Here is a 22,826-nt window from a genome sequence, read left to right as displayed (position 1 = left end):
TTGTTTCGCTCCGCGACAGCGCGCCTTGGAAACCAGCTTCATGCCGGTTGCAGGCAGCAAGGGTCGGCTTTACTTTGTGCGCCCAACCTAGAACGACATAAGGGCGCCGCTGAGCGCTTCACACGCCTTTGGAGGGCGCTTCTCTTGAATTTCAAAGCCAGCATTGTCGATGCGGTCGGCAAAACGCCTCTCATCAAGTTGCGCCGGGCCTCGGAGATGACGGGCTCTACGATCCTGGGCAAAGCCGAGTTTATGAACCCGGGCCAGTCAGTTAAAGATCGTGCCGCGCTTTATATCATCCGAAACGCTGTTAGCTCAGGCGCCCTTAAGCCAGGAGGCGTGATCGTTGAGGGTACAGCGGGTAACACTGGCATCGGACTAACGGTCCTCGCCAATGCCATGGGCTTTCGTTCGGTCATCGTCATTCCCGAAACGCAATCCCAGGAGAAGAAGGACACGCTACGCCTGCTGGGAGCGCAACTCGTAGAAGTGCCGGCGGTCCCTTACAAGAATCCCAACAACTATGTGAAGTATTCACAACGGCTCGCCGCCGCCCTCAATGAGCGCGAAGCGGCAGGTGCGATCTGGGCCAACCAGTTCGACAACGTCGCCAATCGCCAAGCGCATATTGAGACCACGGCAGAAGAGATTTGGGCCGACACGGATGGCGAGGTCGATGGCTTCATCTGCGCAGTGGGGTCCGGCGGTACACTTGGTGGTGTGTCTCTTGGGCTCAAGGCGAAGAACAACGCCATCACCATCGGACTTGCTGATCCACCGGGCGCGGCGCTCTTCAGCTACTACTCGAGCGGTGAATTGAAGGCAGAAGGCTCATCGATCACCGAGGGTATCGGACAAGGTCGGATTACAGCCAACCTGGAAAATGTCGTCGTCGACAAGGCCTACCAGATCCCCGATGCGGACGCCGTTTCGACGGTCTTCCAGCTCCTTCAGGAAGAGGGGCTTTGCCTCGGAGCGTCCTCGGGCGTCAATGTCGCCGGGGCCGTTCGGCTGGCGCAGGACATGGGCCCCGGTCATACCATTGTGACCGTTCTGTGCGACTACGGCACACGGTATCAGTCGAAACTGTTCAATCCAGAATTCCTACGCGGAAAGGGCCTACCGGTGCCACCTTGGCTCGATGGCAAACAGGCTGACGTTCCGGATGTGACGGAAACCGTGGCCAACTCGTAAGCCTTTTCGTTCCTATCGTTTCTGACCTAGCCGGCCACCCCTCAACCGTTGCCGGAAGATAAAAATTGGGAGGATCGCGGTGTCGATCGAAGCCAGTAAGTGGATTGTCGAGACAGATTGGCTGGCGGAGCATCTGGACGCTCCAGATCTCGTAATTTTTGACGGCTCGTGGCATCTGCCAACGCAGAACCGCGATGCAAAGGCTGAATTCGAGGCCGAACACATCCCAGGTGCGCTGTTTTTCGATATCGACGAGATCGCGGATGACGCGACCGACCTACCCCATATGTTGCCCGATCCAGCCAAGTTCGCGAGCCGCATGAAGCAAGCCGGAGCGGGCGATGGTGTCAGGGTCGTCGTCTACGATTCCGTCGGGCTTGTTTCTGCACCGCGTGTGTGGTGGATGCTCCGCGCGATGGGGCATGAGGAAGTTGCCGTCCTCAACGGTGGCCTGCCGAAGTGGAAAGCAGAGTCTCGCCCCCTTGAGGATGGCCCCGCGCAGGTCCGAACGGCGCGTCACTTCACCCCGCGCGTCAATGCAAATCTCATCCGCGATATCGACGACATGCGCGCGATGCTTACTACGCCTAACGCACAAGTTGTGGATGCTCGTCCCGCGGCGCGTTTTGAGGGGCGACAAGCGGAACCCCGCGCAGGCCTTAGGTCCGGGCATATGCCAGGCGCTCGGAACGTACCATTCAATCAGGTCCTCAACTCTGACGGGACGTTGAAATCACCGGAAGAGATCCGGGCGATTTTTTCCGGGGCTGGGATCGATGCCGTGCGCCCCGTTGTTACGACCTGTGGGTCGGGTGTCACGGCCGCTGTGCTGGCGTTAGCGCTCGCCATATCCGGCAACCCCGACGCGTCCGTCTATGATGGGAGTTGGGCGGAGTGGGGACAGGACAACGGCTTACCGGTTGCCACTGGGCCTGCTTGACTACACCGGCCCGTGGGACTTTCCCTCGTCAGTCCCATGCATATCTGATCCGGCTCCCGAGCGGCGGAGGCTTTAGATCTTCGTCGCTCAAGTTTTCGGCTCCCGGTCGCAGACGCTGCACCATCAGATAGAGTTCATCGTTGAGCGCTTTGCGGTCCTCGCGATGTTTTAGTTCGTTGAAAGGCGTCACCGCACCAACGCGTGCGGTATAGGGCTTACCTGGGAAATTTCGGAATTCTGAAACCAACAACGACAGACGCAGCGTCAAACTGAAACGGCTGACGGCATGAAACAGCGCTGAATTCTGCCCCTCGAAGTAAACCGGCAGGACCGCCGCTTCGGCTAACTGAACAAGGCGCGCAGCGAACGTCTTCCAAGGCAATTCTTGGGCCCGTCCGAATGGGTTTGGAGCAGTCGCAACACCGCCGGCCGGAAAGATTATAATGGTGGTGCCTTCCTTGAGCAGGCGACGCGCCTCCGCCCTTGAGCGCAGGTTCATCTCGGTCGCTTCGCGCGTCTCTGAAAAATCGATCGGCAGAGAATATGGCCGTATCTCCGGGACCTTCAGCAGATCGTTGTTTATCAGCACACGATATGGCCGCCCGAGTTGCTCCGCCAGGGACAATGCCACCATGCCGTCGCCGATCCCGAAGGGGTGGTTCGCAATCATGACCAACGGCATCCCGTCGGAGATTTTCGGCGGCCACGGCCACTTCGATTCTATACGCAGATCGACGTCAATCAGCTTAAGGCAGTCCCCCATAATCTGATGTGACGTGCCGACAACTTCCTGGCGCCACTTTTGATACAGCGGCAGATAGCGTTGACGACCTGAGAGATCTTCAATCGCCCCAATTGTCCAGCGCTTCCAGGCAGGATCGCCGGGTGAAACGTAGCTCAGTTCGCGCATCGGCTCATGACAGCTCTCGTTACCGGCCCTTTTGTTGGCCTTCCGCACATGTTTCCGTGCGCACGTGCGCACGGCATGCACGTTCACAAACTATCATGGCGTGACGTGATCAAGCCAGAGGGGCATCCTCTGGAAAACCGGAGCGGCAGATCAGGGCCACTCGGGCAAGGGGATAAACTCCTTCTCGTCGCCAGGAACGGGAGCGAAATTTCCTGTTTTCCAATCCGACTTCGCCGCTTCTATCCGGTCCTTGGAAGAAGAGACGAAATTCCACCATATATGACGCGGACCATCCATCGGCTCGCCGCCAAGCATGATCACGCGCGCTTGGCTTAACGCGAGGACAGAAACCCGATCGCCCGGATGAAGTACGAGAAGCCTACCAGGGCCGAAGACGTCGCCGGCGATGTCGATTTCACCTGAAGCGATATAAATCGCTCGCTCATCGTACTCAGGATCGATGGGCAGGATGGCGCCAGGAGCCATCACCGCTTCGGCATAGAGCGATGGGTGCGGAAATTCTGCCGGGGACGTTTCGCCGTATAGCGCGCCCATGACGAGTCGGACGCGTTTGCCGTCCCCCTCTATCCGCGGGAGCTCATCGAGCCCGTGATGCGCAAATTGCGGTGCTTTTTCCTCATGTGCTTTAGGGAGAGCCGCCCAGGCCTGTATCCCGAAGATGCGTCCTCCTACACGGCGATCTGTTTCGCTTGTCCGTTCGGAATGAGCAATTCCACTGCCTGCGATCATCAGATTCAACTCGCCAGGCCGAATTGCCTGCGCCGTTCCCAGGCTGTCGCGGTGAAGGATCTGGCCGTCGAACAAGAAGGTGACGGTCGCCAGACCGATGTGGGGATGCGGCCGAACGTCGAGTCCCTCGCCCAGCAGGAACTCTGAAGGTCCCATCTGGTCGAAAAATATGAAAGGGCCGACCATCTGGCGACCTGCAGCAGGCAACGCTCGCCGGACTTCAAACCCGCCAATGTCGCGGGCTCGGGGCACGATCACCTGTTCAATGAGATCACATGCACGCGCATCGCCTAACTTAGGATCGTCGCAGGGTTGCCAGCTCATGGGGCGTTTCCTCGCTTGCAGGGGGCGCTTTTGAAACGTGCATGCGCCACCGAGGGGGCCTGTAGATCTTAAAGTAGATGATCCGCGCGAGACAGCCCGCCAGCGGCCGCAACCAATCACAAAATGGGTAGGCCATTCACTGCACTGCGCAATCGGATGGATGCGGAAAAACTGACTTGTGACGGCAAGATAGCGGTATTTTTCCGTGCAGATTTCAAGCGTCGCCAGATCCGCATTTCCAAATTATTTCGATGATACTGTTGAGTCATTCGGCTCATGCGTTTACAAGAAGCCAGTCTCCGATTGGCGTTCGCCTTATATCGGGACAGCACGCCACGCCATCTCGGCATTGCGCCTGCGCACATGTATTTGCATCATTCAACAGCTAATCTTTGACTTTTTGTAAGTCTTAATGCGCGCGCGATCCGAAATACATATGAACAACACGATTGTACGGGTAGATATACTTTTGCGCGTCAATCTCTTTCAAAATGGGAGTCGAGAATGACCGTAGCGAATACCGATCAGGAGGGGAAACTCCGTACAAGCTCACAGGCAGCTCAGGATTTTGGAGATGACCCTCTGGCGGTGCGCGAAACCAGCCACTACCAGATGGAGTATGTGGAATCTTTCGTCGACAAATGGGACGCGCTGATCGATTGGGACCGGCGCGCGAAAGCAGAAGGCGAGTTCTTCATCGAAAAATTGCGGGACCTCGGCGCCAAGAAGGTGCTCGACGTCGCGACTGGGACTGGGTTTCACTCGGTCATGCTTCTCAAGGCTGGCTTTGAAGTCACCAGCGTCGATGGCAATGAGGAGATGCTTGCCAAGGCGTTTTCCAACGCACGCGACCACGGTCATATGCTGCGCACGATCCACGCGGACTGGCGATGGCTAAACCGGCATGTGCACGACCTTTACGACGCCGTCATCTGCCTGGGTAACTCCTTCACGCACCTGCATAAAGATAACGACCGGCGCAAGGCACTTGCTGAGTTCTATGCGACTCTACGTGCCGAAGGGACCCTCGTCCTAGACCAGCGCAACTATGATGCGCTTCTCGATCACGACGTCGAGCCGACACACAACTACTACTACTGTGGCCAGGACGTTCGCGCTTTCCCCGAGCACATCGACGAGAGCCTCGCCCGCTTCTGTTACGAATTCAACGATGGCGCGCAATTCCACCTCAACATGTTCCCGCTACGCAAAGCGTACGTTCAGAGGCTCATGAAAGAGGTCGGCTTCCAACGCGTGTCGACGTATGGGGACTTCCAGGAGACTTTCCGCGAAAAGGAACCAGACTTTTTCATTCATGTGGCTGAGAAGGCCTACCGCGACCTCGAGGATGACAACGCGTGACACAGGCTTATTCAGAAACCGTGCAGACGGCGCGGGAATACTACAACAGCGAAGATGCCGATAACTTTTACTTCCACGTGTGGGGCGGGGAAGACATCCATATCGGCCTCTACGAACGTGAGGACGAGCCGATTGGCGTCGCCAGCCGACGGACGGTTGAACGGATGGCGGATCACTTGCCTCCGCTCAATGCTAATTCGCGGATTCTCGACATCGGATCGGGCTATGGTGGCGCCGCGCGCTATCTTGCTGAACGGTTTGGCTGCAACGTCACTGCGCTCAATCTTTCAGAGAAAGAGAATGAGCGGAACCGGGAAATGTCGCGGGCAGCCGGACTGGCCTCGCGCATTACCGTGGTCGACGGATCCTTCGAGGATATCCCGCTGGAAGACGCCAGCGTCGATGCCGTCTGGTCACAAGACGCCATTCTGCACTCGGGTCAACGGGAACGCGTTATTGCCGAAGTCGCACGCGTCCTGAAACCAGGGGGGCACTTTATCTTCACGGATCCCATGGAGAGCGGACGGTGCTCGCAAGGCGACCTGGAGCCTGTTCTTGCGCGCATCCATCTCGACACGTTGGGATCGCCGGATTTCTATAAGAAGACCGCCATCGCAAACGGTCTTGAATTCGTCGAGTGGCTCGATAAGACGGATCAATTGATCCGTCACTATTCGCGCGTTCGCGAGGAACTCCTGTCGCAACGGGCGATTCTCACGAAGGGCATCTCAGAGACCTACATCGACCGAATGGCGACTGGTTTGTCGAACTGGGTCACTGCTGGACAACGTGGCTGTCTGGCGTGGGGTATCCTGCACTTCAAAAAGTCCTAAGGCTTATGTCTGCACTTTAAGACATTGAGTTTGAAGTGAACTTTCAGAGCCCGGTGACACCTGTCACCGGGCTCTTTGCGTTTCTATCCGACTTTTCTCGGAGCCTCCCTTTAGCAGTGGACAGCTTTGCGCAAGTCCTTTCTGGCACCCAATCTAGCCTAGTCGGTACGGCGTTGTGCTCACCTAGCAGGGGTTATCGAAACGTGACTGCGCAATCTGTGTCCGTGCTCATCGTCGAAGATCGTATCGTTATGCAGAAAATACTCTGCAGACTTTTGGCTCAGCTCGGCTTTAAACGTATCGATACAGCGCTGAATGGCCAACTCGCGCTGAACCTCGTCTCCAGCAAGCATTACGATCTCATATTGTCAGATTGGAATATGGACGAGATGAATGGCCTCGAACTCTTAAAGGCCGTTCGACAAAACAAAAAGAGCGCAGACACACCCTTCGTTCTCATTACGGCCGAAGCAAAGTCAGCCAACATCCAAGCAGCCGAACTCGCCGGTGCCAACGGTTACCTGATCAAGCCATTCAAGCTGATCCAGCTGCAGAAGACGATTGAACAGATCCTGGGTCCGATTGATCTTCCGGATGAGTCCTACGCCCCCACCGCCTAGATCAGGCGCCCACCTAACGCCCATATCGCCCCGAACACCATCATCGATGCCGCAATGAGCAGCAGAACGGCCTTTAGCGCCAGATGTGACGTGATGCCCACTGAGGCATCAGCATAGTCGCGGCGCGGCTTGCGGCCGGTAATCATCGCTGTAATCAGCGGCTCTCGCTTGAAGAGCTGGTAGATCAGATTTGCCCCGATGTGCAGAAGGATCAGCGGCAGAATCAGTCCCGTAAAGGACCAACGGTGCCATCGTGAGATATCCTTGACCGTGCCACTCCCAACCAAGCGGTACAACGGGCCTGCGGTGAGATCGTTGTGTTCGACAGTGAAAAGACCAAGCACTGCCTGTATCGCTACGATGCAAAGCAATCCGATGACCATCAACGCTCCGAGTGGGTTGTGGCCGAGGTAAGGCTGTGCCTTCCCGAACAGCGTGTCCCGTGCATGTGCCATGGCGCCAGCAATGCTGGGGATAAAGTTCCCGAAGCGGGATGTCGATGAACCAAACACGCCCCAAAGCAAGCGCCAGACGATGAGAACCAGGATCGCGTAGCCGTTCCAGCGGTGCCACTTCAGAAGTGGATCACCAAGCGCTTCGGCGTACTCGAAACTCACCCAAGCGCTGATTATCAGAATGACGAGTGTCCAATGGAAGACTCTGGTCGGCCAGTCCCAGACCGCTACGTATTCCTGCTTCACGTTCCGTTTCCCTCCAGACATCATGCACGAGTAAACGCACTCAGGGGTTCGCACCCGTCGCGATGCTGTCGTTGACAGCCGCATACAGGGGTCAGATTGCCCCTTCGACGACATCACGTTGGATTGCGGAGATCCTCCCCGATCGTCACACTGCGCTCGGACCTCAATAACCCCCGACGCGCAATATGAGCACGCTTCCTGCCCCTCTCAACTGCGCAATCCATGTCCTGCCAAAAGGCTGACAGTAAGCGACCGGCCGTAAAGCTTACGAGGTCCTCGCATCTCACCCCATCTTCGAATCCACCCCTCCCCGTGACGTCACGCCTCATGGGGAGGCGCGGAACATAAGCATAAAGATGTATTTCTCGCGCACCTTTCAATCGGTGAGCAGAGGGAAAGCTGTCTTGATCTCGGCAATTGGAGCGGTTTCATGAGCGAACGCTTTACCAAGGCTGCGGCTCGCAACATTTTTTATGGCGGCTCGGTTTTCTTCTTCGTGCTTTTCGTGGCTCTGACAGTCCACAGCCACGTTTTTATCGTCAACACCAGCAGCAACTCCGACACGCTCAACGCCAATGTCGCGCGGGGTAAGCATGTCTGGGAGAAAAACGCGTGCATAAACTGCCACACGCTTCTTGGCGAGGGTGCGTATTTCGCGCCCGAACTCGGCAATGTCTGGGTGCGCTATGGCGGTCGCGACGACGCTAAGGGGGCTCGCGATACCCTCATCGCTTGGATGCAATCGCAGCCGAGCGGCGTCGAAGGTCGTCGGCAGATGCCCGACTTCAAACTGAACGATCAAGAGCTCAACGATCTCGTCGATTTTCTGGAATGGGTTAGCCGGATTGATACGCAAGGCTGGCCGCCGAACGATGCTGGCTGAGGAGTACGATCCCAATGAAATACGCAACGCAGCGGGTCGCCTACCCGTACTTCATCTGCGCGATGGTGCTATTCCTGGTCCAGGTGCTGTTTGGCGCTCTCGCCGGGACCGTCTACGTTTTTCCAAACTTCCTATCCGAAACACTGCCTTTCAACATTCTTCGCATGATCCACACCAACGCGCTGATCGTGTGGCTGTTAATGGGGTTCTTCGGGGCGGCCTACTATTTGATTCCTGAAGAGGCAGAGCGAGATCTTGAGAGCCCGCTCCTCGCTTATGTTCAGCTCGGGCTCTTGATGTTCGGTGCTCTGGCCGCCGTGATCGGCTACATGTTTGGGATCCACGAGGGCCGCGAATTTCTTGAACAACCGCTTTGGATCAAGATCGCCATCGTCGTCGTCGCCCTGATCTTTCTCTACAACGTCTCGATGACCGTATTGAAGGGGCGCCGAACAGCAGTCACTAACGTGCTGCTGCTTGGAATGTGGGGCATCGCGGTATTTTGGCTGTTCGCATTTTACAATCCAGCCAACTTAGCACTCGACAAAATGTACTGGTGGTACATCGTCCACATCTGGGTCGAGGGCGTGTGGGAATTGGTCATGGCGTCGGTTCTCGCTTTCCTTCTGATCAAGATGACGGGCGTCGATCGCGAAGTTATCGAAAAATGGCTCTACGCCATTGTCGGCCTCGCCTTGTTTTCCGGATTGCTCGGCACCGGTCACCACTACTACTGGATCGGAACCCCGGCCTATTGGCAGTGGATCGGCAGCGTCTTTGGGGCTCTCGAGGTGTTGCCCTTCTTTGTCATGGTGATCTTCGCTTTCACCATGGTCTGGCGGGGACGTCGCGACCATCCAAATCAGGCCGCGATGCTATGGTCTCTCGGATGCACGGTCGGCGCGTTCTTCGGCGCTGGCGTCTGGGGCTTCATGCATACGATATCGTTCGTGAACTATTACAGTCACGGAACCCAAGTGACGGCTGCACATGGGCATCTCGCCTTTTACGGTGCCTACGTGATGTTGAACCTCGCCATCATCACCTATGCGATGCCCTATTTGCGCAACCGAAAGCCGTATAACCAGGTACTCAACATGTGGAGCTTCTGGATCATGAGTTCCGGCATGGCCTTCATGACGTTCACACTAACTTTCGCAGGCGTTGTCCAAACCCATCTGCAGCGCATCCTCGGCATGTACTACATGGAAGTGCAGGATCAGCTCGCCCTGTTCTATTGGATGCGCCTTGGAGCGGGTGTGTTCGTCGTCCTGGGTGTCTTGCTTTACCTCGTAGCGATATTTGGTCCGACACGGGAAGAAATTCCGGGACGGATGAAAGCAGTGGCTCAGCCGGCAGAGTAACGTTTGCATCGGTGACGAGCGGGCGCCGTTACGGGAAAGATTCATGATGCCCAACGCTTCTTCAAAAGTTGCGGCGATCACTATGGGTGATCTGCCGTTCTATTCCCCTGCAGGTTCCGAATGCGAGTTGTTCGAGCGTGCCTATCGCAATCAGCTCCCCGTCCTTTTGAAAGGACCAACGGGCTGTGGCAAAACACGCTTCGTTGCGCATATGGCTGCCAAACTCGGGCGGCCGGTTTACACCGTGTCGTGCCACGATGACCTGACAGCCGCGGACCTGACGGGTCGCTACCTTCTCAAAGGCGGCGACACGGTCTGGGTCGATGGCCCTTTGACCCGTGCGGTGCGCGAAGGCGCGATCTGTTATCTCGACGAAGTCGTGGAAGCCCGCAAGGACGTGACAGTTGTGGTGCATCCACTTACGGACGATCGTCGCATATTGCCGCTCGAACGTACTGGCGAGCTGTTGCAGGCCCCTGCCGAATTTATGCTCGTCGTGTCCTACAATCCTGGCTATCAGAACGTCCTGAAAAGCCTCAAGCCAAGCACACGTCAGCGTTTTCTAGCCCTTGAGTTCAGCTTTCCTTCTCCCGACATCGAGGCGTCAATCGTCGCCCGAGAAAGCGGTCTGCCGAGGGATCGCTGTGTGCCGCTCGTGCGCATCGCCAATGCCCTGCGTGATCTCAAACAACAGGATTTGGAGGAAGGCGCGTCGACCCGGCTTCTCGTATATTGCGCCGTTCTAATCCGTGATGGTGTCAATCCACAAACTGCAATCGAAGCGTCGCTCATAGAGCCCTTGAGCGACGACGCGGACGTGAAGCAGGCGCTGTTACGCGTCGCAGACATCGCTCTGGGCTAACACGCCATGTCGATCTTCGAGCCCGAAGAGACTATCGGCATCTACTGGCATCGCATGATCGGCGGCGCTAGCACTTACCGCCATTATCCGCAGGCTGCAGTTTCTCTTGATGCTCTACGCCGCCGCCTCGCTATCCTGTTTCACGCACTGGGCGGGAGTGGCGCGGTGCGAATTTCTGCTGGAGCCCCGTTCGACACCGGGCATCGGCTGAGCCTGAAGCAGCGTATCGGTCTGGGGCGCGAGCGTATTGAACATGCCGTACTCGATACGAGTACGTTGCGCTTGCCGACGTCGATCGACATTTTTCCGACGCGCTCCGACAATGAAGCGCTCTACGAGTGGCTTGCGGCCTGGTTCGCCCACGCCGTCCCACCTACCGCAATCTCTAGCGATCCATTGCAAAGCGATATTGTAAGACTGCGTGCCTGCCTCGCAACCACGGAAGCGACCATCACGGCCTGGCCCGGTCTGAGACCGATTTACAGACGACTAACGGGCGAACTCATCAGCGCTTGGCCTCAACGTTCGCTGCCACGGACCGAAGCCGCTATCGACGCTTCCATTCAAACGCTGCTTGATGGCGCCCCACGGCCGGCCACCGACGCCGAGCTTCTCCGTGCTATTCGCGATCCGACCGTTCCACTCGAAAACATCCGTGCCCCGCGCGGTTACAGGAGATTTCTTCCAGTTCCGCTCTGGGGCGATTTGCAAGTCGATGCTGAGGGCACACAGCACGACGACATCGATGAGGGCACAGGTATTTCGGCCCCGGTCGACAATCGCCGCCGCCACGCGTCGCGCCGAGAGACCGACCGCAGCCAACGTGACGACCCGCTGCTACTCCACCGGTTCGAGACAATTTTTAGCTTGTCAGACATGGTCAACGTCAATCGCCCGGTGGAGGACGACGATGAGGATTTAGCCCGCCAAGCCGCTGACGATTTGAACGACCTTACAATTGGCTCAAATCAAAAGCGCGCCTCGACCCGGCTCAAACTAGATCTCGACCTGGCCCCGCCGGCCACGGAGGATGGCGCGATTGTCGCTGACATCACTTATCCCGAATGGGACTGGCGCCGAGGGAGCTATCGGCCTGACTACTGTCGCGTTGTCGCTGGAATGGCTTCCGAGGAAGGTGAGGACTGGGCACCGGACGCAACCATGCAACGCTGCATAAAACAGGTACGCCGCCAGTTCGAAGCGCTTCGCCCCAAACGCCAAACCTTCTACAGTCAGCCGGATGGCGACGAACTCGATTTGACGGCGTTGGTTCAGGATGTCGCTAACCGGCAAGCCGGGGCTCCTGCTACCGAACGAATCTTCCTTCAAGCGCGAAGTGCTGCACGGGATGTGTCTCTCGCCGTCCTTTTGGACGTCTCGCTCTCAACGGACGCTTGGCTACAGGATTGCCGTGTGCTTGACGTTGAAAAGGGCGCGTTACTGGCTCTTACGCACGGCTTGGCCGCCTGCGGAGACGAGCATGCGATCTTTACCTTCACGTCGCGTCGTCGCCACTGGGTGAACGTCCAGACCGTAAAGGATTTCGGCGAGGACGTTGGACCTAGGGTAAGCCGTCGCATCCAAGCTTTGAAACCCGGTCAGTACACACGTATCGGGGCCGCTATACGCCACGTTTCGATTGCGCTTCAAGAACGTCCACAACGTCATCGGCTGCTGCTTGTTATCACCGATGGAAAACCGAACGACATTGATCATTATGAGGGCCGTTACGGCATTGAGGACACGCGGATGGCTATCCGCGAGGCCCACCGTGCTGGATTGCGTGTCTTTGGCGTCACGGTGGACGAACAAGCCCGCGATTATTTTCCCTACATTTTCGGACGCGGTGCCTACGCGATCTTTCCAAACATCTCTCGACTACCTACGGCCCTACCCGCCATCTATCGGCAGATAACGAAATAAAACATCGCCCGACGCCGTGGCGCCAATCGGCCGGCAGACGTAGCAGCCAAGTATCGAATCGGCATCCGAGACGCTTATGGTGCTTTGGAGAACAATCGCCTCAAACACATGTTAAGCAGGATATTAAACAGCTCTGCATAGCATGGGCGCACATAGGGCGCGATTTTGAGAATTTTTTGAGGGGGTTACCGTATCTTGTCAAAATTGCATATGGTAGACGGGGAGGGGATCGAACCCTCGACCATTCGATTAAAAGTCGAATGCTCTACCACTGAGCTACCCGTCCAAACCAATGAAAACGGGCCCCTCGGGGCCCACGTTGTTGATTAGCCGATCAAAGCCACAGGATCAACGCCTAACGTGACGCGGCCTTGAGACACGAGCGGAAGACCGGCAGCAGATATTTCTTGCCTGCTGCATGGCCATCAATCCGTACGCGATCCAGGTTTGAGCCGAACCTTGAAGATCCTCGCGAACACAAAGTCTGATGACGCATCTGCCGCCGCCTGTCCAGTACCCTGCGACACATATCCGAGATTTTGGCAGAGCAATCGCCATGATGGCGGTCGCGCTGATCCTATTTTCATGCCTTGATGCGACAGCGAAATACCTAGCTGGGCGGGTTGGGGTTCCGGTAACTCAGATCATTTGGGTCAGGTTTCTAGGTCAGTTTTTCCTGATGCTCACGTTTGTACCGTTGCTTGGCCTCATGGACGTGCGCTCGATGTTCAGGACCAGGCGGCTTCCCTGGCAGCTCGCGCGATCGACGCTTATGGTGACGGTCACTGCGCTAAATTTCCTCGCGCTCAAGTACCTCAGGCTCGACCAAACCGTCACGATTACCTTCCTGGCCCCCCTGGTGGTGGCCTTATTGGGGGGGCCTCTCCTCGGCGAATGGGTCGGCTGGCGGCGGCTCATTGCCATTCTGGTAGGGTTTGGCGGCATACTTATCGTCGTGCGGCCTGGCTTTGCCGAGATTCACCCCGCGGTGGGCTTTTCGTTCGCAAGCATGCTGGCCTATGCGCTGTTCATGCTAATCACGCGACACATCGCCGGCGAGGATCCGCCGATCGTGACGCTCTTTTATTCAATGTTTGTAGGAGTTTTTTTGGGAGCGCCTTTCGCCATTTCAGAATGGCAGTGGCCGCAGCAGCCCGAGGTTTGGCTGATGCTGCTCTCGCTTGGCGCGTTTGGGGGCGCCGGGCATTACCTGTTCATCCTGGCCTATAAGCTGGCTCCGGCGAGCAGAATCACGCCCTTTCTTTACTTGCAGATACTTTCAATGGCAGGGCTTGGATATCTGGTCTTCGGTGATCTGCCGGATATCTGGACGGCCGTGGGCTCCTGCGTCGTCGTATGTTCAGGTATCTACCTGATAGACCGGGAGCGGCGCGTGCGTGCAGGTGAACGCTAGAAAGGCGCTGCCCGACGCGATGCGTCGGGCGCCACGTAAGTGAAACACGGACTGCAGTCCCATTACTGATTGGCGGGGGCCGGTTCGGCAGCAGGTTCGCTGGCTGGCTCAGAGGCAGGCTCAGTAGCGGGTACTGTTGTGACGGGAGACGGGTCAGCTGCCGGCGCTTGTGCCGCAGGCTCCGCGGCAGGGGCCGCAACGGCGGGGTTCACTGTCTGACCTGAGACATGAGTTTGGCCAACGTCGATGCCGTGCGGATAGTAATTCCAGCCAACATACCCCACCGAAAACAGGATTGCGGTCAAGATCGCGGCAAAAAGCAGCGTATCACCCAGGGCTCTGTTGATCCCCATGCCGATGAGGGACGCAATAAATGCCAGTCCGGCATACACGCCGACATCGATCCAATTCACTTGCGACCAATCTATAATGTCCATACTTCTTCTCCATTGGCGGCTAGAGCGAATGACTCTAGACTAGAATTCGATCCAACCTGGTAAGTTGCGCAGAGCCGGGACGGCTTTGTTTGGCAACCGTCTTGGCACGAATTAACCAAATACGCCATGATTTGCGACGGGAGTATGATGGCAAGGCAAGATCAATGTCGCGCTGCAGTTGCTTTATATGCCATCCATCTACCTAGAAACGTCCAAGCGCTCACAGCGCAGCTGCTCCGGCACCAATGCCCTCAGATGCGCGTGCCCGCACTACCCGCCTCCCGCTATTGGATTGGGTTCGCAGCAGGTATAGAAGCGTCTTTCCAGCCGTATGGGGTAGGCCAGTGTGTCGCTTCAACAGCTACCTGAATTCGGGTTTGAAGTCCTCAAACCCGCAAGAAATCAATTGTTTGACCGAACCTGCGGCCTCTGCGGACGTGCTCGGCTTTATCGTTGCGCTCGTTGGCATTCCAGCAGCTCTCGTAATTCAGTCGCTTTGGAGCTCGTTCGGTAGCCACTGGTTGATCGTTCTGCTGCCGCCCATTGCTCTCGCGGCTGCTTATCTCGGTGGGCAGCGCGGCGGGTCTTTGGCGCTTTTGCTTTCGATCGGAGCTCTCCTCGTTGCAAACGCCTTCAAGCTCCAACCCAATGTGACACTAGGTGAGATACTGCTGTCACTGGGTCTCACTGCAACATTGGCTTATGTCGGTTGTACGCACCGCAGCATACTGCTTGAGACACGCCGTTTGAGCGAGAACCTCAGCGCGCGCGAAGCACACCTTCGCTCCATTCTCGATACGGTCCCCGATGCTATGGTCGTTATTGAACGTGACGGAACCATCGTGGCCTTCAACCGCGCTGGCATACGGCAATTCGGCTACGAAGAAGAAGAAGCGGTGGGCCAAAACGTGCGCATTTTGATGCCCGAACCCTACCGCAGCGAACATGACAGCTACCTTCAACGGTATTTATCGACGGGCGAAAAGCGGATCATCGGAACCGATCGCGTTGTCGTTGGCCGACGCAAGGACGGTTCGACATTTCCGATGATGCTCGCCGTTGGTGAGATGAAGAGCGGTGACAATCTTTTTTTCACAGGCTTTGTACGCGACCTCACCGAGATCGCAGAATCGAAGTCGCGGCTGCGAGAAATACAAAACGAACTCGCGCGGTTAGCCCGGCTCAACGAACTGGGCGAAATGGCCTCAACCCTCGCTCACGAACTTAATCAGCCGCTGTCAGCGATAGCGAACTACGTCCAGGGCTGCATCCGGCTACTGAGGAATATGAAAGGTCCGGAAGCATCGCGCGTGCAGGATGCTCTAGAAGAAACCGTGCGGCAATCGCTTCGTGCCGGCCAGATTATTCGGCATTTGCGCGAGTTCGTGACAAGAGGCGAAACAGAAAAACAACCTGAGCAAATTCACAAACTGGTTGAAGAAGCCGGTGCGCTAGCCTTGGTCGGATCACGTGAAATGGGTGTCCGTACCGTATTCGAGTTTGACTCAGGATCGAAGCTGGTCATGGCCGACCGGGTCCAGATCCAACAAGTCCTCATCAATCTGATGCGAAACGCAATGGAGGCAATGCGGGAAAGCGAGCGTAGAGAATTGCTGGTTAGGATTTCCTCGGAAGACATCGGGAAAATCATGATCGAGGTTGCCGACACTGGGCCTGGTGTCTCCCCCGAAATTGGTGCCCGCCTCTTCAAACCATTCACGACAAGTAAGCCAGGAGGTATGGGGGTCGGCCTTTCCATTTCCAAGCGCATCGTTGAAGCCCACGGAGGAGAGCTTTCGATGTACCGCAATAGCGAGGGGGGGGCCACGTTCCGTCTCGTGCTACCGGCTATTAAGGACCAGGAGCTGCATGATGGGATCTGACATCGTAGTCCATATCGTCGATGACGAAGAGGACGTGCGCACGTCCGTGGCTTTTCTGCTCACAACGTCTGGGCATACGGTTCGCGTTCACGAATCGGCCATGGAATTTCTGAATGCCGCACTAACAGGCAACCTTCAAAACGATTGCCTCATCACCGACCTGCGCATGCCCGACATAAGTGGCGTCGAATTGTTGAGGCGGTTGCGTGAGGCTGATGCCATGCTACCCGCCATCGTGATCACCGGACACGGCGATGTATCGATGGCTGTAGAGGCTATGAAGACCGGGGCGCTCGACTTCATCGAGAAGCCGTTTGAAGAACAGGTTTTGCTCAACGCAATTAAACACGCAGCTTCAGAACTGAAGAACCGGCCTCGGGATATCGATGACATCGCGTCGATCCGCGCTCGATTGGACTCACTCACGGATCGTGAACGACAAGTGATGGAAGGCGTCGTCGCCGGGCAGCCAAACAAAACGATCGCTTTCGAGCTGAATATCAGCCCTCGGACGGTAGAAGTGCATCGCGCGAACGTTATGGCCAAGATGCAGGTGAAAAGCCTGCCCGAACTTGTCAGACTTGTATTGGCGGCCAACGCGTCTGATTGAACTCGCTTAAATCAGGTCAGCGGCTTGATTTAGCGCAAAGCTAAATTGCCTGGGCTTCCGCTAACCTTCTTCATGCGGCGAAGCGCCGCTTGCGCAATTCATTCCAGGCCCCGCTGTGTCTCTCTCCGCCGCCATACTCGCCATTGCGCCTGATCCAGCATTTGGTGCGTCTCTAGGCTTCGTACTTGAAGCCGAAGGTTGTGAGGTTTTGTTACTCAAGGCTTTGCCCTCGACTCATGACTCTATGAATACTTTTGACTGCGTCATAGTCGATGACAATGCACTGATAAATAAAGAAAAAAACTTAAACCATCTGCGCGCGTTGGCGTCACCGATTATCCTACTTGTTGATCGCAGCGACGAGTTCTCAGTCGGCGAAAGCTTTTGGATAATCGAGAAACCGATACTCGGATTGAAGCTGATTGAAGCCGTCCGCTCTGCTCTTCGAGCAGCATATGAGCTGCGACCACAGATCTACGTTACGTAGTTTCCCTTAGGGATATCCCTAATTCAAACAGAGTAACAGTTGGTCCATTCATGACTCCGACGCGTTTGCCGGAGGCTTGATATGTATTCTCAAATCGCATTTCCGCCGTCTCACTATGCAGATCGCACCGCTCGCACGGACATTTCCAAGTCGTTTCCGCCGTCGATCATCGAAGACACTCAGCTTCATCAGCTCGTCGTGTTCGCACCCAACGCTGAAATTTACGCGCAAGGTGAACCCACGTCATCCCTGTACCAAGTCGAGTTTGGCACAGTGCGCATCTATCGGCTCCTCGCCGATGGCCGCCGCCAGATCACCGCCTTCCATGTTGCTGGGGAATTCTTTGGCTTCGAGGCGGACGATGCTCATCATTTCTTTGCTGAGGCTGTGGACCGTTGCGGCATCCGGATCTGTCAACGCCCGCTTGATAAGGGGCTAGCCTCAGAACTTCTGCCGATAGCTCTGGATGCTCTTGTGCGCGCACAAAAGCATTTGCTCGTCATCGGGCGCCAATGCGCTGGAGAACGGGTTGCGGCGTTTCTGATCGATATGATGGAACGGCAGGGCGACATGCGTCACGTTGAGCTCGCCATGTCTCGAACCGACATTGCAGATTACCTCGGTCTGACGATCGAAACAGTTTCGCGGGCGTTCACGAAGTTTAGAGAACGAGGCTACATCCGGCTGAAGAGCGCTCGCACCATCGACATAGTGGATGTTGATGCCTTACGCATCTTGTGTGCTTGATTATTCCTTTTCTCAAAAGTTGCGCGCGAAAGTAATTTGCGAAGGTTTCATTTTCGCGCGTGGTCCCTGCTCTCTTTATGAGGAGATTGATCATCCGCAGGTTGATCGAAGAGGATGCGCTCCGCCGCGCCATCTAGATCCTCGTACTGTCCGCTTTTCAGCGCCCAAAGAAAGGCCGCTAAACCAAGCCCTCCCAGGAATAAGGCGGCGGGAATGAGCAGGATGAGGTTCGTCATTTAACCCTCCACAAGTGCATTTGCCCGCAGTGGCGCCCGTGACTTGGCCTTTCCGGTATGCTTGGCTTCACGCATTGGGCGGCCTCGCAGTCGCATCGCGTTCCCAATGACGATGAGAGAAGATAACGACATCGCTACGGCAGCGACCAGCGGCGTAACGTAACCGGCGACCGCGATCGGAACCGCGACCGCATTGTAAGCGATCGCAATAGCGAAGTTCTGCCGGATCAACGCTCCGGACTTTTTAGAAACATCTAGTGCGAATGGAACGGCTGTCAGGCTTTCGCGCAAGAACACGAAATCTGCTGCGTTGCGGCCGATGTCTGCAGCCGCTGCGGGGGCCATAGCGACGTGGGCCATAGCCAGAGCCGGAGCATCGTTCAACCCGTCTCCGACCATCAGTGCTTTATGTCCGGCAGCAGTCAGTTCAGCAAGCCGTGTCGCTTTTTCGGATGGCAACGCCTCAGCATCCGCTCGCGCAATAGCCAGCTTATCGCCAACGGATTGGACTGCGTCACGACGATCTCCCGATAGCATTTCAACCGCAAGGCCGGCGTCCTTCAGTTCGGCGACCGCAACTTCAGCATCGCGCCGCAGGACATCCTCGAATTTGAACGTCGCGATTTCCTCACCGTTGCGGGACAGGAGCGTACCGACAGAAGATGATATCCCGGCCGTTGCCCAATTTGCTCTGCCCAAGCGATAGACTACGTCCCCCGCTTTCGCTTCTAAGCCGCAGCCCGGAGATTCCTCAACGGATGTGAGAGGAATAGGGCTGAGATGATGCTTTGCCGCGATTTCACGGAGCGCTTGCGAAATGGGATGACGCGAGTGGTCGGCCATTGAAGCCGCAATTGCGAATGCTTTGCGGTTGATCTCTTCTGCGTTGATGAGGCGTGGACGGCCGAGTGTCAGCGTACCGGTTTTGTCAAAGACAACGGTGTCGATTTCGGCCAAGCGTTCCATCGCCGAACCGTCCTTGACCATGATGCCATTCTCAAACAGACGCCGCGCTGCAACGACCTGAACAATGGGAACCGCAAGCCCCAGCGCACACGGGCATGTAATGATGAGCACGGCGATAGCGATTGTTACAGACTGATGCCAGTCGCCTGACACCGCCATCCAGCCTAAAAAGGTTAGAAACGCGGTGAGATGTACGAGGGGAGCGTAGAGTGCAGACGCCCTGTCGGCGATACGGCGATATCGCGCGCGGCCACCTTCCGCGGCTTCCATTAGCCGGATCATTTCAGCCAGGAAGGATTGGTTGGCGGCAGCCGTCACCTCGATGGTGATGGGCTGGGTGAGGTTAAGCGTGCCTGCGCGGACCATATTTCCGGCGGCTACAGTTTGTGGGTCACTTTCACCCGTCACAAGCGCGCAATCTAGTTCTGTGGTGCCTCGTCTCACGCATCCATCAGCCGGGATGCGTTCGCCCGCCGCAACCAGAACTTTCATTCCCGGCTCGATTTCAGCCAGGGGCAGGTATTCGTGTCCGCCATCCTCTCGCACAACCATGGCACCGAGAGGGGCCATACGTGCGAGCCCCATCACAGCCGTCCGAGCCCGTTCGCGCATCACATGATCAAGCGTTCGGCCGATCAGCAAGAAGAAGAGGAGCGAGACCGATGCATCGAAGTAAGCATGGGCCCCATGATTGATCGTCTCGTAGAGGCTCAGGGCATAGGCTAACGAAACGCCGATGACGATCGGGACATCCATATTTGTCCGGCCGTGCCGCAATGCGCTCCAGGCCGACCGGAAGAAAATGCGCCCGGAAAAAGCTAGCGCCGGCAGCGCGATCAAGGCGGAAACCCAATGGAAAAGGTCTCTGGTTGCCGCGTCCGCCCCGGACCATACCGATACGGACAACAGCATGATGTTCATGGCGGCGAAGCCAGCAATCGCCATGCCGCGGATGAGTTCTGACAGCGTATCATCGTGCGCCTTCGCCGCAGCTTCAAAGAGGTGGGCCTCGTAGCCTAACCTCTCAAGGGTGGCGATGATCGGTGGCGGCGTTCTGCCATGCCAACGCACGCTCACGCGCTTCGTCGACAGGTTTACGCGTGCGCGTTCTACGTTATCGAGCCGCATCAAGGCCGTCTCGATGGCCTGGATGCACCCTCCACAGTGAATTCCGGGAACGGAAAGATCCGTCTGGTAAGTGCCGTCAGCAATTCTATGGCTTGCGAGCTGTAATTCTTCCATAGATGGCCCGGTTGCATTCGGACCAAGCTCGCTGGCTGTTGCGATGCCAACGGCACAGCATGTCATTGCAGCACCCCGTTGCGGATCATTATGCGTCGGACATACCGATAGGCGGCCGGCTTACCGACGTCGGCATGAGCTTCGACAATCCAAACACCATCTGCAATCGCGGCTTCCGCGGCGAATTGATGGCTCGCGCCATCGCGTGTCAGAACAATCGTCTTGTCTTCGGTGACCGTTGCCGGCCGCCGGAAAGTGACCGTCACGCTCTGGATGTCGATAGGAAAGCCTTCGCGGTTTCTCAGCAGATAGTAGATGCGCCCCGCGTTGTAGCTAAACCGGCTGGTCCAGCCCAGCGCCGCTTGCGCTCGGCCTTCCGCTGCTTTGTCGTTGAATTGCTGGCTTGCTACGTAGGAATTCGCAACGACGAAACCCGTCCAGGTTCGGTTTGCCGCGATTGCCATCGTCAGATTCGCTACAATGATTGCCGCAAAGAAACAGACCATAACAATCAGCATGTGACGGCCAGTGAACTCCTTCGGCCCAGAACCGTAGCTCATTTATGTTCTCCGGGTGCGTTAAAGGTCGCTGTGTACGCGCTAGTCTCTTGGTTCACCTTATCCTCGACGACAAACCTAAACGTCTGTCGTTCGGGGTGAGCCTGATCCGCTGGCTGCCTGACAAAGACCTTGAGAGCCCGTAGCCGATCCGGCTCAACCGGCACGTTGACAGATCGTTCCTCTGGGCCCGTGTGATGCCCGCTCACACTCATCGACGCACCGGGCAACCCTTCGAGGCGCAAAGTGATGGTACGTGGTTGAGGGATCATGTTGAGAAGTTTGACGGTGTAGCCATTGCGTACGGACCCATCCGACAGAATGACGTACTGCGGATTGCGATCCCTCAAAACGTTCACCTCCAAACGGTCCCGCGTCAGCAACGCATAGAGCATGATCAAACCAATCAGCGTCCAGATCGTTACATAGATTAAGGTGCGAAGTCTCAATACGCTGCGCCAATTGAAGTCAGCTATTCCTGGCACAAACCGACCGTCGCTTCCGCGTACCCGAGCCGGATCAATCGGCGTGGTGCCCCCGACTGTGGCCAGCGCCATGTTGGCATCGTAATCGCGAAACGTAGCGTAGGAGATAAGCCCGCGCTCTTTGTGCAGCTTGTCCATCACGCCGTCGCAGGCGTCGATGCAGAGGGCACAGGTTATGCAAGCCAGCTGCTGACCGTCGCGGATATCAATGCCCATCGGGCACACAGCGACACAGGCGTTGCAGTCAACACAGTCGCCATTGCGTTCCCCCGCGGCGACGGCCTTCTTAGTGTGCCGCGAACGGGGCTCACCGCGCCAATCATTGTACGTGACGGTCAGCGAATTTTCGTCGAGCATCGCCGCCTGGATGCGTGGCCAGGGGCACATATAGATGCAGACCTGTTCACGCATGAGACCGCCAAAGGTGTAAGTTGTAGCGGTCAGAATGGCGACGGTGATGTAGGCCACAGGTGCTGCCTGGCCGGTGAAGAAGTCACGGAAAAGCGTGGGGGCATCGGCGAAATAGAAGATCCATGCACCGCCGGTTGCTACAGCGATCAATAGCCAAGACATATGCTTGGTCAGCCGTAATCCCAACTTGCGAAAACTCATGGGGGCTTGGTCAAGCTTAATGCGGGCGTTGCGGTCGCCTTCAATCGCGCGTTCTACGACAAGAAAGAGATCGACCCATACCGTTTGCGGACAGGTATAGCCACACCATGCGCGGCCGATGGTGGACGTTAGCAAAAAGAGTCCAATCCCGGCCATGACCAACAGGCCGGCGACATAGAATAATTCCTGCGGCCATATCTCGATAAAAAAGAAATAGAAGCGGCCGTGCGCAAGATCGACGAGTACAGCCTGATCCGGGGCATGCGGACCACGATCCCAGCGCAGCCACGGCGTCAAGTAGTAGATGCCCAGCGTGATCGCCATGACAATCCATTTGAGCTGCCGGAAATTTCCCGACGCGCGCTTGGGATGGATCTTACGGCGCGCAACATAAAGTGGCTGTCGGTTCGAAGCGGAATTCACCGCTTCGACATCCAGCTTTTCGATCTCTGCGGGATTAAGCATCGTAAAGCCCTTGCCAGCC

The 22,826-nt window shown here is 56.7% G+C and carries 21 protein-coding genes and 1 tRNA gene; 13 read left to right on the top strand and 9 right to left on the bottom strand.

Annotated elements, in window-relative coordinates; translation table 11 throughout:
* Positions 1 to 144 precede the first annotated feature (144 nt).
* Positions 145 to 1,194, top strand: a complete 1,050-nt coding sequence (locus BLS30_RS12120) for a cysteine synthase A (protein WP_046478953.1) — start codon at positions 145 to 147, stop codon at positions 1,192 to 1,194.
* Between the two features lie 79 nt (positions 1,195 to 1,273).
* Complete coding sequence (gene sseA / locus BLS30_RS12115; protein ID WP_082101132.1) at positions 1,274 to 2,134, top strand: 3-mercaptopyruvate sulfurtransferase; 861 nt, start codon at positions 1,274 to 1,276, stop codon at positions 2,132 to 2,134.
* A 28-nt stretch (positions 2,135 to 2,162) separates the two neighbouring features.
* On the opposite strand, the gene BLS30_RS12110 is transcribed toward sseA, so the two are convergent.
* On the bottom strand, positions 2,163 to 3,044 hold the full coding sequence (locus tag BLS30_RS12110) for a lysophospholipid acyltransferase family protein (protein WP_076605342.1): 882 nt from the start codon (positions 3,042 to 3,044) through the stop codon (positions 2,163 to 2,165).
* Between the two features lie 150 nt (positions 3,045 to 3,194).
* Positions 3,195 to 4,118 (bottom strand): pirin family protein, encoded by a 924-nt coding sequence (locus BLS30_RS12105; RefSeq protein ID WP_090229070.1) that lies wholly within the window; start codon positions 4,116 to 4,118, stop codon positions 3,195 to 3,197.
* Positions 4,119 to 4,622: 504 nt separating this feature from the next.
* Between BLS30_RS12105 and BLS30_RS12100 the strand changes: the two genes are divergently transcribed.
* The 3 genes from BLS30_RS12100 (at position 4,623) to BLS30_RS12090 (ending at position 6,933) form a co-directional block, all read left to right on the top strand.
* Positions 4,623 to 5,480 carry a glycine/sarcosine N-methyltransferase gene (locus tag BLS30_RS12100; RefSeq protein WP_046478958.1) on the top strand — a complete coding sequence of 286 codons (858 nt, stop codon included), beginning with the start codon at positions 4,623 to 4,625 and terminating at the stop codon, positions 5,478 to 5,480.
* Positions 5,477 to 6,313 (top strand): SAM-dependent methyltransferase, encoded by an 837-nt coding sequence (locus BLS30_RS12095; protein ID WP_090229067.1) that lies wholly within the window; start codon positions 5,477 to 5,479, stop codon positions 6,311 to 6,313. Before BLS30_RS12100 ends, BLS30_RS12095 begins: the two co-directional genes overlap by 4 nt.
* A 203-nt stretch (positions 6,314 to 6,516) precedes the next feature.
* Positions 6,517 to 6,933: a response regulator gene (locus tag BLS30_RS12090; RefSeq protein WP_052743922.1), complete on the top strand. Its 417-nt coding sequence runs from the start codon at positions 6,517 to 6,519 to the stop codon at positions 6,931 to 6,933.
* Here the strand turns inward: BLS30_RS12090 and BLS30_RS12085 are convergent.
* Positions 6,930 to 7,634: a cytochrome b/b6 domain-containing protein gene (locus tag BLS30_RS12085; protein WP_052743921.1), complete on the bottom strand. Its 705-nt coding sequence runs from the start codon at positions 7,632 to 7,634 to the stop codon at positions 6,930 to 6,932. The two genes, BLS30_RS12090 and BLS30_RS12085, sit on opposite strands and share 4 nt — an antisense overlap.
* Positions 7,635 to 8,064: 430 nt before the next feature.
* On the opposite strand from BLS30_RS12085, the gene BLS30_RS12075 reads away from it, so the two are divergent.
* Genes BLS30_RS12075 through BLS30_RS12060 form a run of 4 tightly spaced genes read left to right on the top strand, consistent with a single transcriptional unit; the run spans position 8,065 to position 12,666 of the window.
* Positions 8,065 to 8,517 (top strand): c-type cytochrome, encoded by a 453-nt coding sequence (locus tag BLS30_RS12075; RefSeq protein ID WP_046478962.1) that lies wholly within the window; start codon positions 8,065 to 8,067, stop codon positions 8,515 to 8,517.
* A 14-nt stretch (positions 8,518 to 8,531) separates the two neighbouring features.
* Positions 8,532 to 9,881, top strand: coding sequence for a cbb3-type cytochrome c oxidase subunit I (locus BLS30_RS12070; RefSeq protein ID WP_046478964.1), 1,350 nt, complete (start codon positions 8,532 to 8,534; stop codon positions 9,879 to 9,881).
* A 46-nt stretch (positions 9,882 to 9,927) separates the two neighbouring features.
* A complete protein-coding gene (locus BLS30_RS12065) occupies positions 9,928 to 10,743 on the top strand; it encodes a CbbQ/NirQ/NorQ/GpvN family protein (RefSeq protein WP_090229445.1) in 816 nt (271 codons plus the stop codon).
* A gap of 6 nt (positions 10,744 to 10,749) precedes the next feature.
* A complete protein-coding gene (locus tag BLS30_RS12060) occupies positions 10,750 to 12,666 on the top strand; it encodes a nitric oxide reductase activation protein NorD (RefSeq protein WP_090229062.1) in 1,917 nt (638 codons plus the stop codon).
* A gap of 211 nt (positions 12,667 to 12,877) precedes the next feature.
* Here the strand turns inward: BLS30_RS12060 and BLS30_RS12055 are convergent.
* A tRNA-Lys gene (locus tag BLS30_RS12055) sits at positions 12,878 to 12,952 on the bottom strand.
* A 201-nt stretch (positions 12,953 to 13,153) separates the two neighbouring features.
* Here BLS30_RS12055 and BLS30_RS12050 point away from each other — a divergent pair.
* Entirely contained in the window at positions 13,154 to 14,080 is a 927-nt protein-coding gene (locus tag BLS30_RS12050; RefSeq protein ID WP_244464932.1) for a DMT family transporter, read from the top strand.
* Positions 14,081 to 14,142: 62 nt separating this feature from the next.
* Here the strand turns inward: BLS30_RS12050 and BLS30_RS12045 are convergent, their stop codons facing one another.
* Positions 14,143 to 14,517, bottom strand: coding sequence for a hypothetical protein (locus BLS30_RS12045; RefSeq protein WP_046478970.1), 375 nt, complete (start codon positions 14,515 to 14,517; stop codon positions 14,143 to 14,145).
* 410 nt (positions 14,518 to 14,927) lie between these two features.
* On the opposite strand from BLS30_RS12045, the gene BLS30_RS12040 reads away from it, so the two are divergent.
* From BLS30_RS12040 to BLS30_RS12025, 3 genes are all read left to right on the top strand, one after another.
* Positions 14,928 to 16,400 (top strand): two-component system sensor histidine kinase NtrB, encoded by a 1,473-nt coding sequence (locus BLS30_RS12040; protein WP_280140633.1) that lies wholly within the window; start codon positions 14,928 to 14,930, stop codon positions 16,398 to 16,400.
* The gene (fixJ, locus tag BLS30_RS12035) at positions 16,390 to 17,010 is read left to right on the top strand and encodes a response regulator FixJ (protein WP_090229057.1); all 621 of its coding nucleotides are present in this window, start codon (positions 16,390 to 16,392) and stop codon (positions 17,008 to 17,010) included. The genes BLS30_RS12040 and fixJ overlap by 11 nt, the downstream gene beginning before the upstream one ends.
* 568 nt (positions 17,011 to 17,578) lie before the next feature.
* On the top strand, positions 17,579 to 18,244 hold the full coding sequence (locus BLS30_RS12025; RefSeq protein ID WP_046478978.1) for a helix-turn-helix domain-containing protein: 666 nt from the start codon (positions 17,579 to 17,581) through the stop codon (positions 18,242 to 18,244).
* Positions 18,245 to 18,291: 47 nt separating this feature from the next.
* Here the strand turns inward: BLS30_RS12025 and ccoS are convergent, their stop codons facing one another.
* Genes ccoS through ccoG form a run of 4 tightly spaced genes read right to left on the bottom strand, consistent with a single transcriptional unit; the run spans position 18,292 to position 22,807 of the window.
* A complete protein-coding gene (gene ccoS / locus BLS30_RS12020; protein ID WP_090229054.1) occupies positions 18,292 to 18,480 on the bottom strand; it encodes a cbb3-type cytochrome oxidase assembly protein CcoS in 189 nt (62 codons plus the stop codon).
* Positions 18,481 to 20,754: a cation-translocating P-type ATPase gene (locus BLS30_RS12015; protein WP_090229050.1), complete on the bottom strand. Its 2,274-nt coding sequence runs from the start codon at positions 20,752 to 20,754 to the stop codon at positions 18,481 to 18,483.
* Positions 20,751 to 21,248, bottom strand: a complete 498-nt coding sequence (locus BLS30_RS12010; protein ID WP_090229047.1) for a FixH family protein — start codon at positions 21,246 to 21,248, stop codon at positions 20,751 to 20,753. Before BLS30_RS12010 ends, BLS30_RS12015 begins: the two co-directional genes overlap by 4 nt.
* Complete coding sequence (gene ccoG / locus BLS30_RS12005) at positions 21,245 to 22,807, bottom strand: cytochrome c oxidase accessory protein CcoG (protein ID WP_090229044.1); 1,563 nt, start codon at positions 22,805 to 22,807, stop codon at positions 21,245 to 21,247. The genes BLS30_RS12010 and ccoG overlap by 4 nt, the downstream gene beginning before the upstream one ends.
* Positions 22,808 to 22,826: the final 19 nt, after the last annotated feature.

Origin of the sequence: Filomicrobium insigne, from assembly GCF_900104305.1 — a bacterium.
In the GTDB taxonomy this organism is placed as follows: domain Bacteria; phylum Pseudomonadota; class Alphaproteobacteria; order Rhizobiales; family Hyphomicrobiaceae; genus Filomicrobium; species Filomicrobium insigne.
This window is presented reverse-complemented; position numbering and strand designations above follow the sequence as displayed.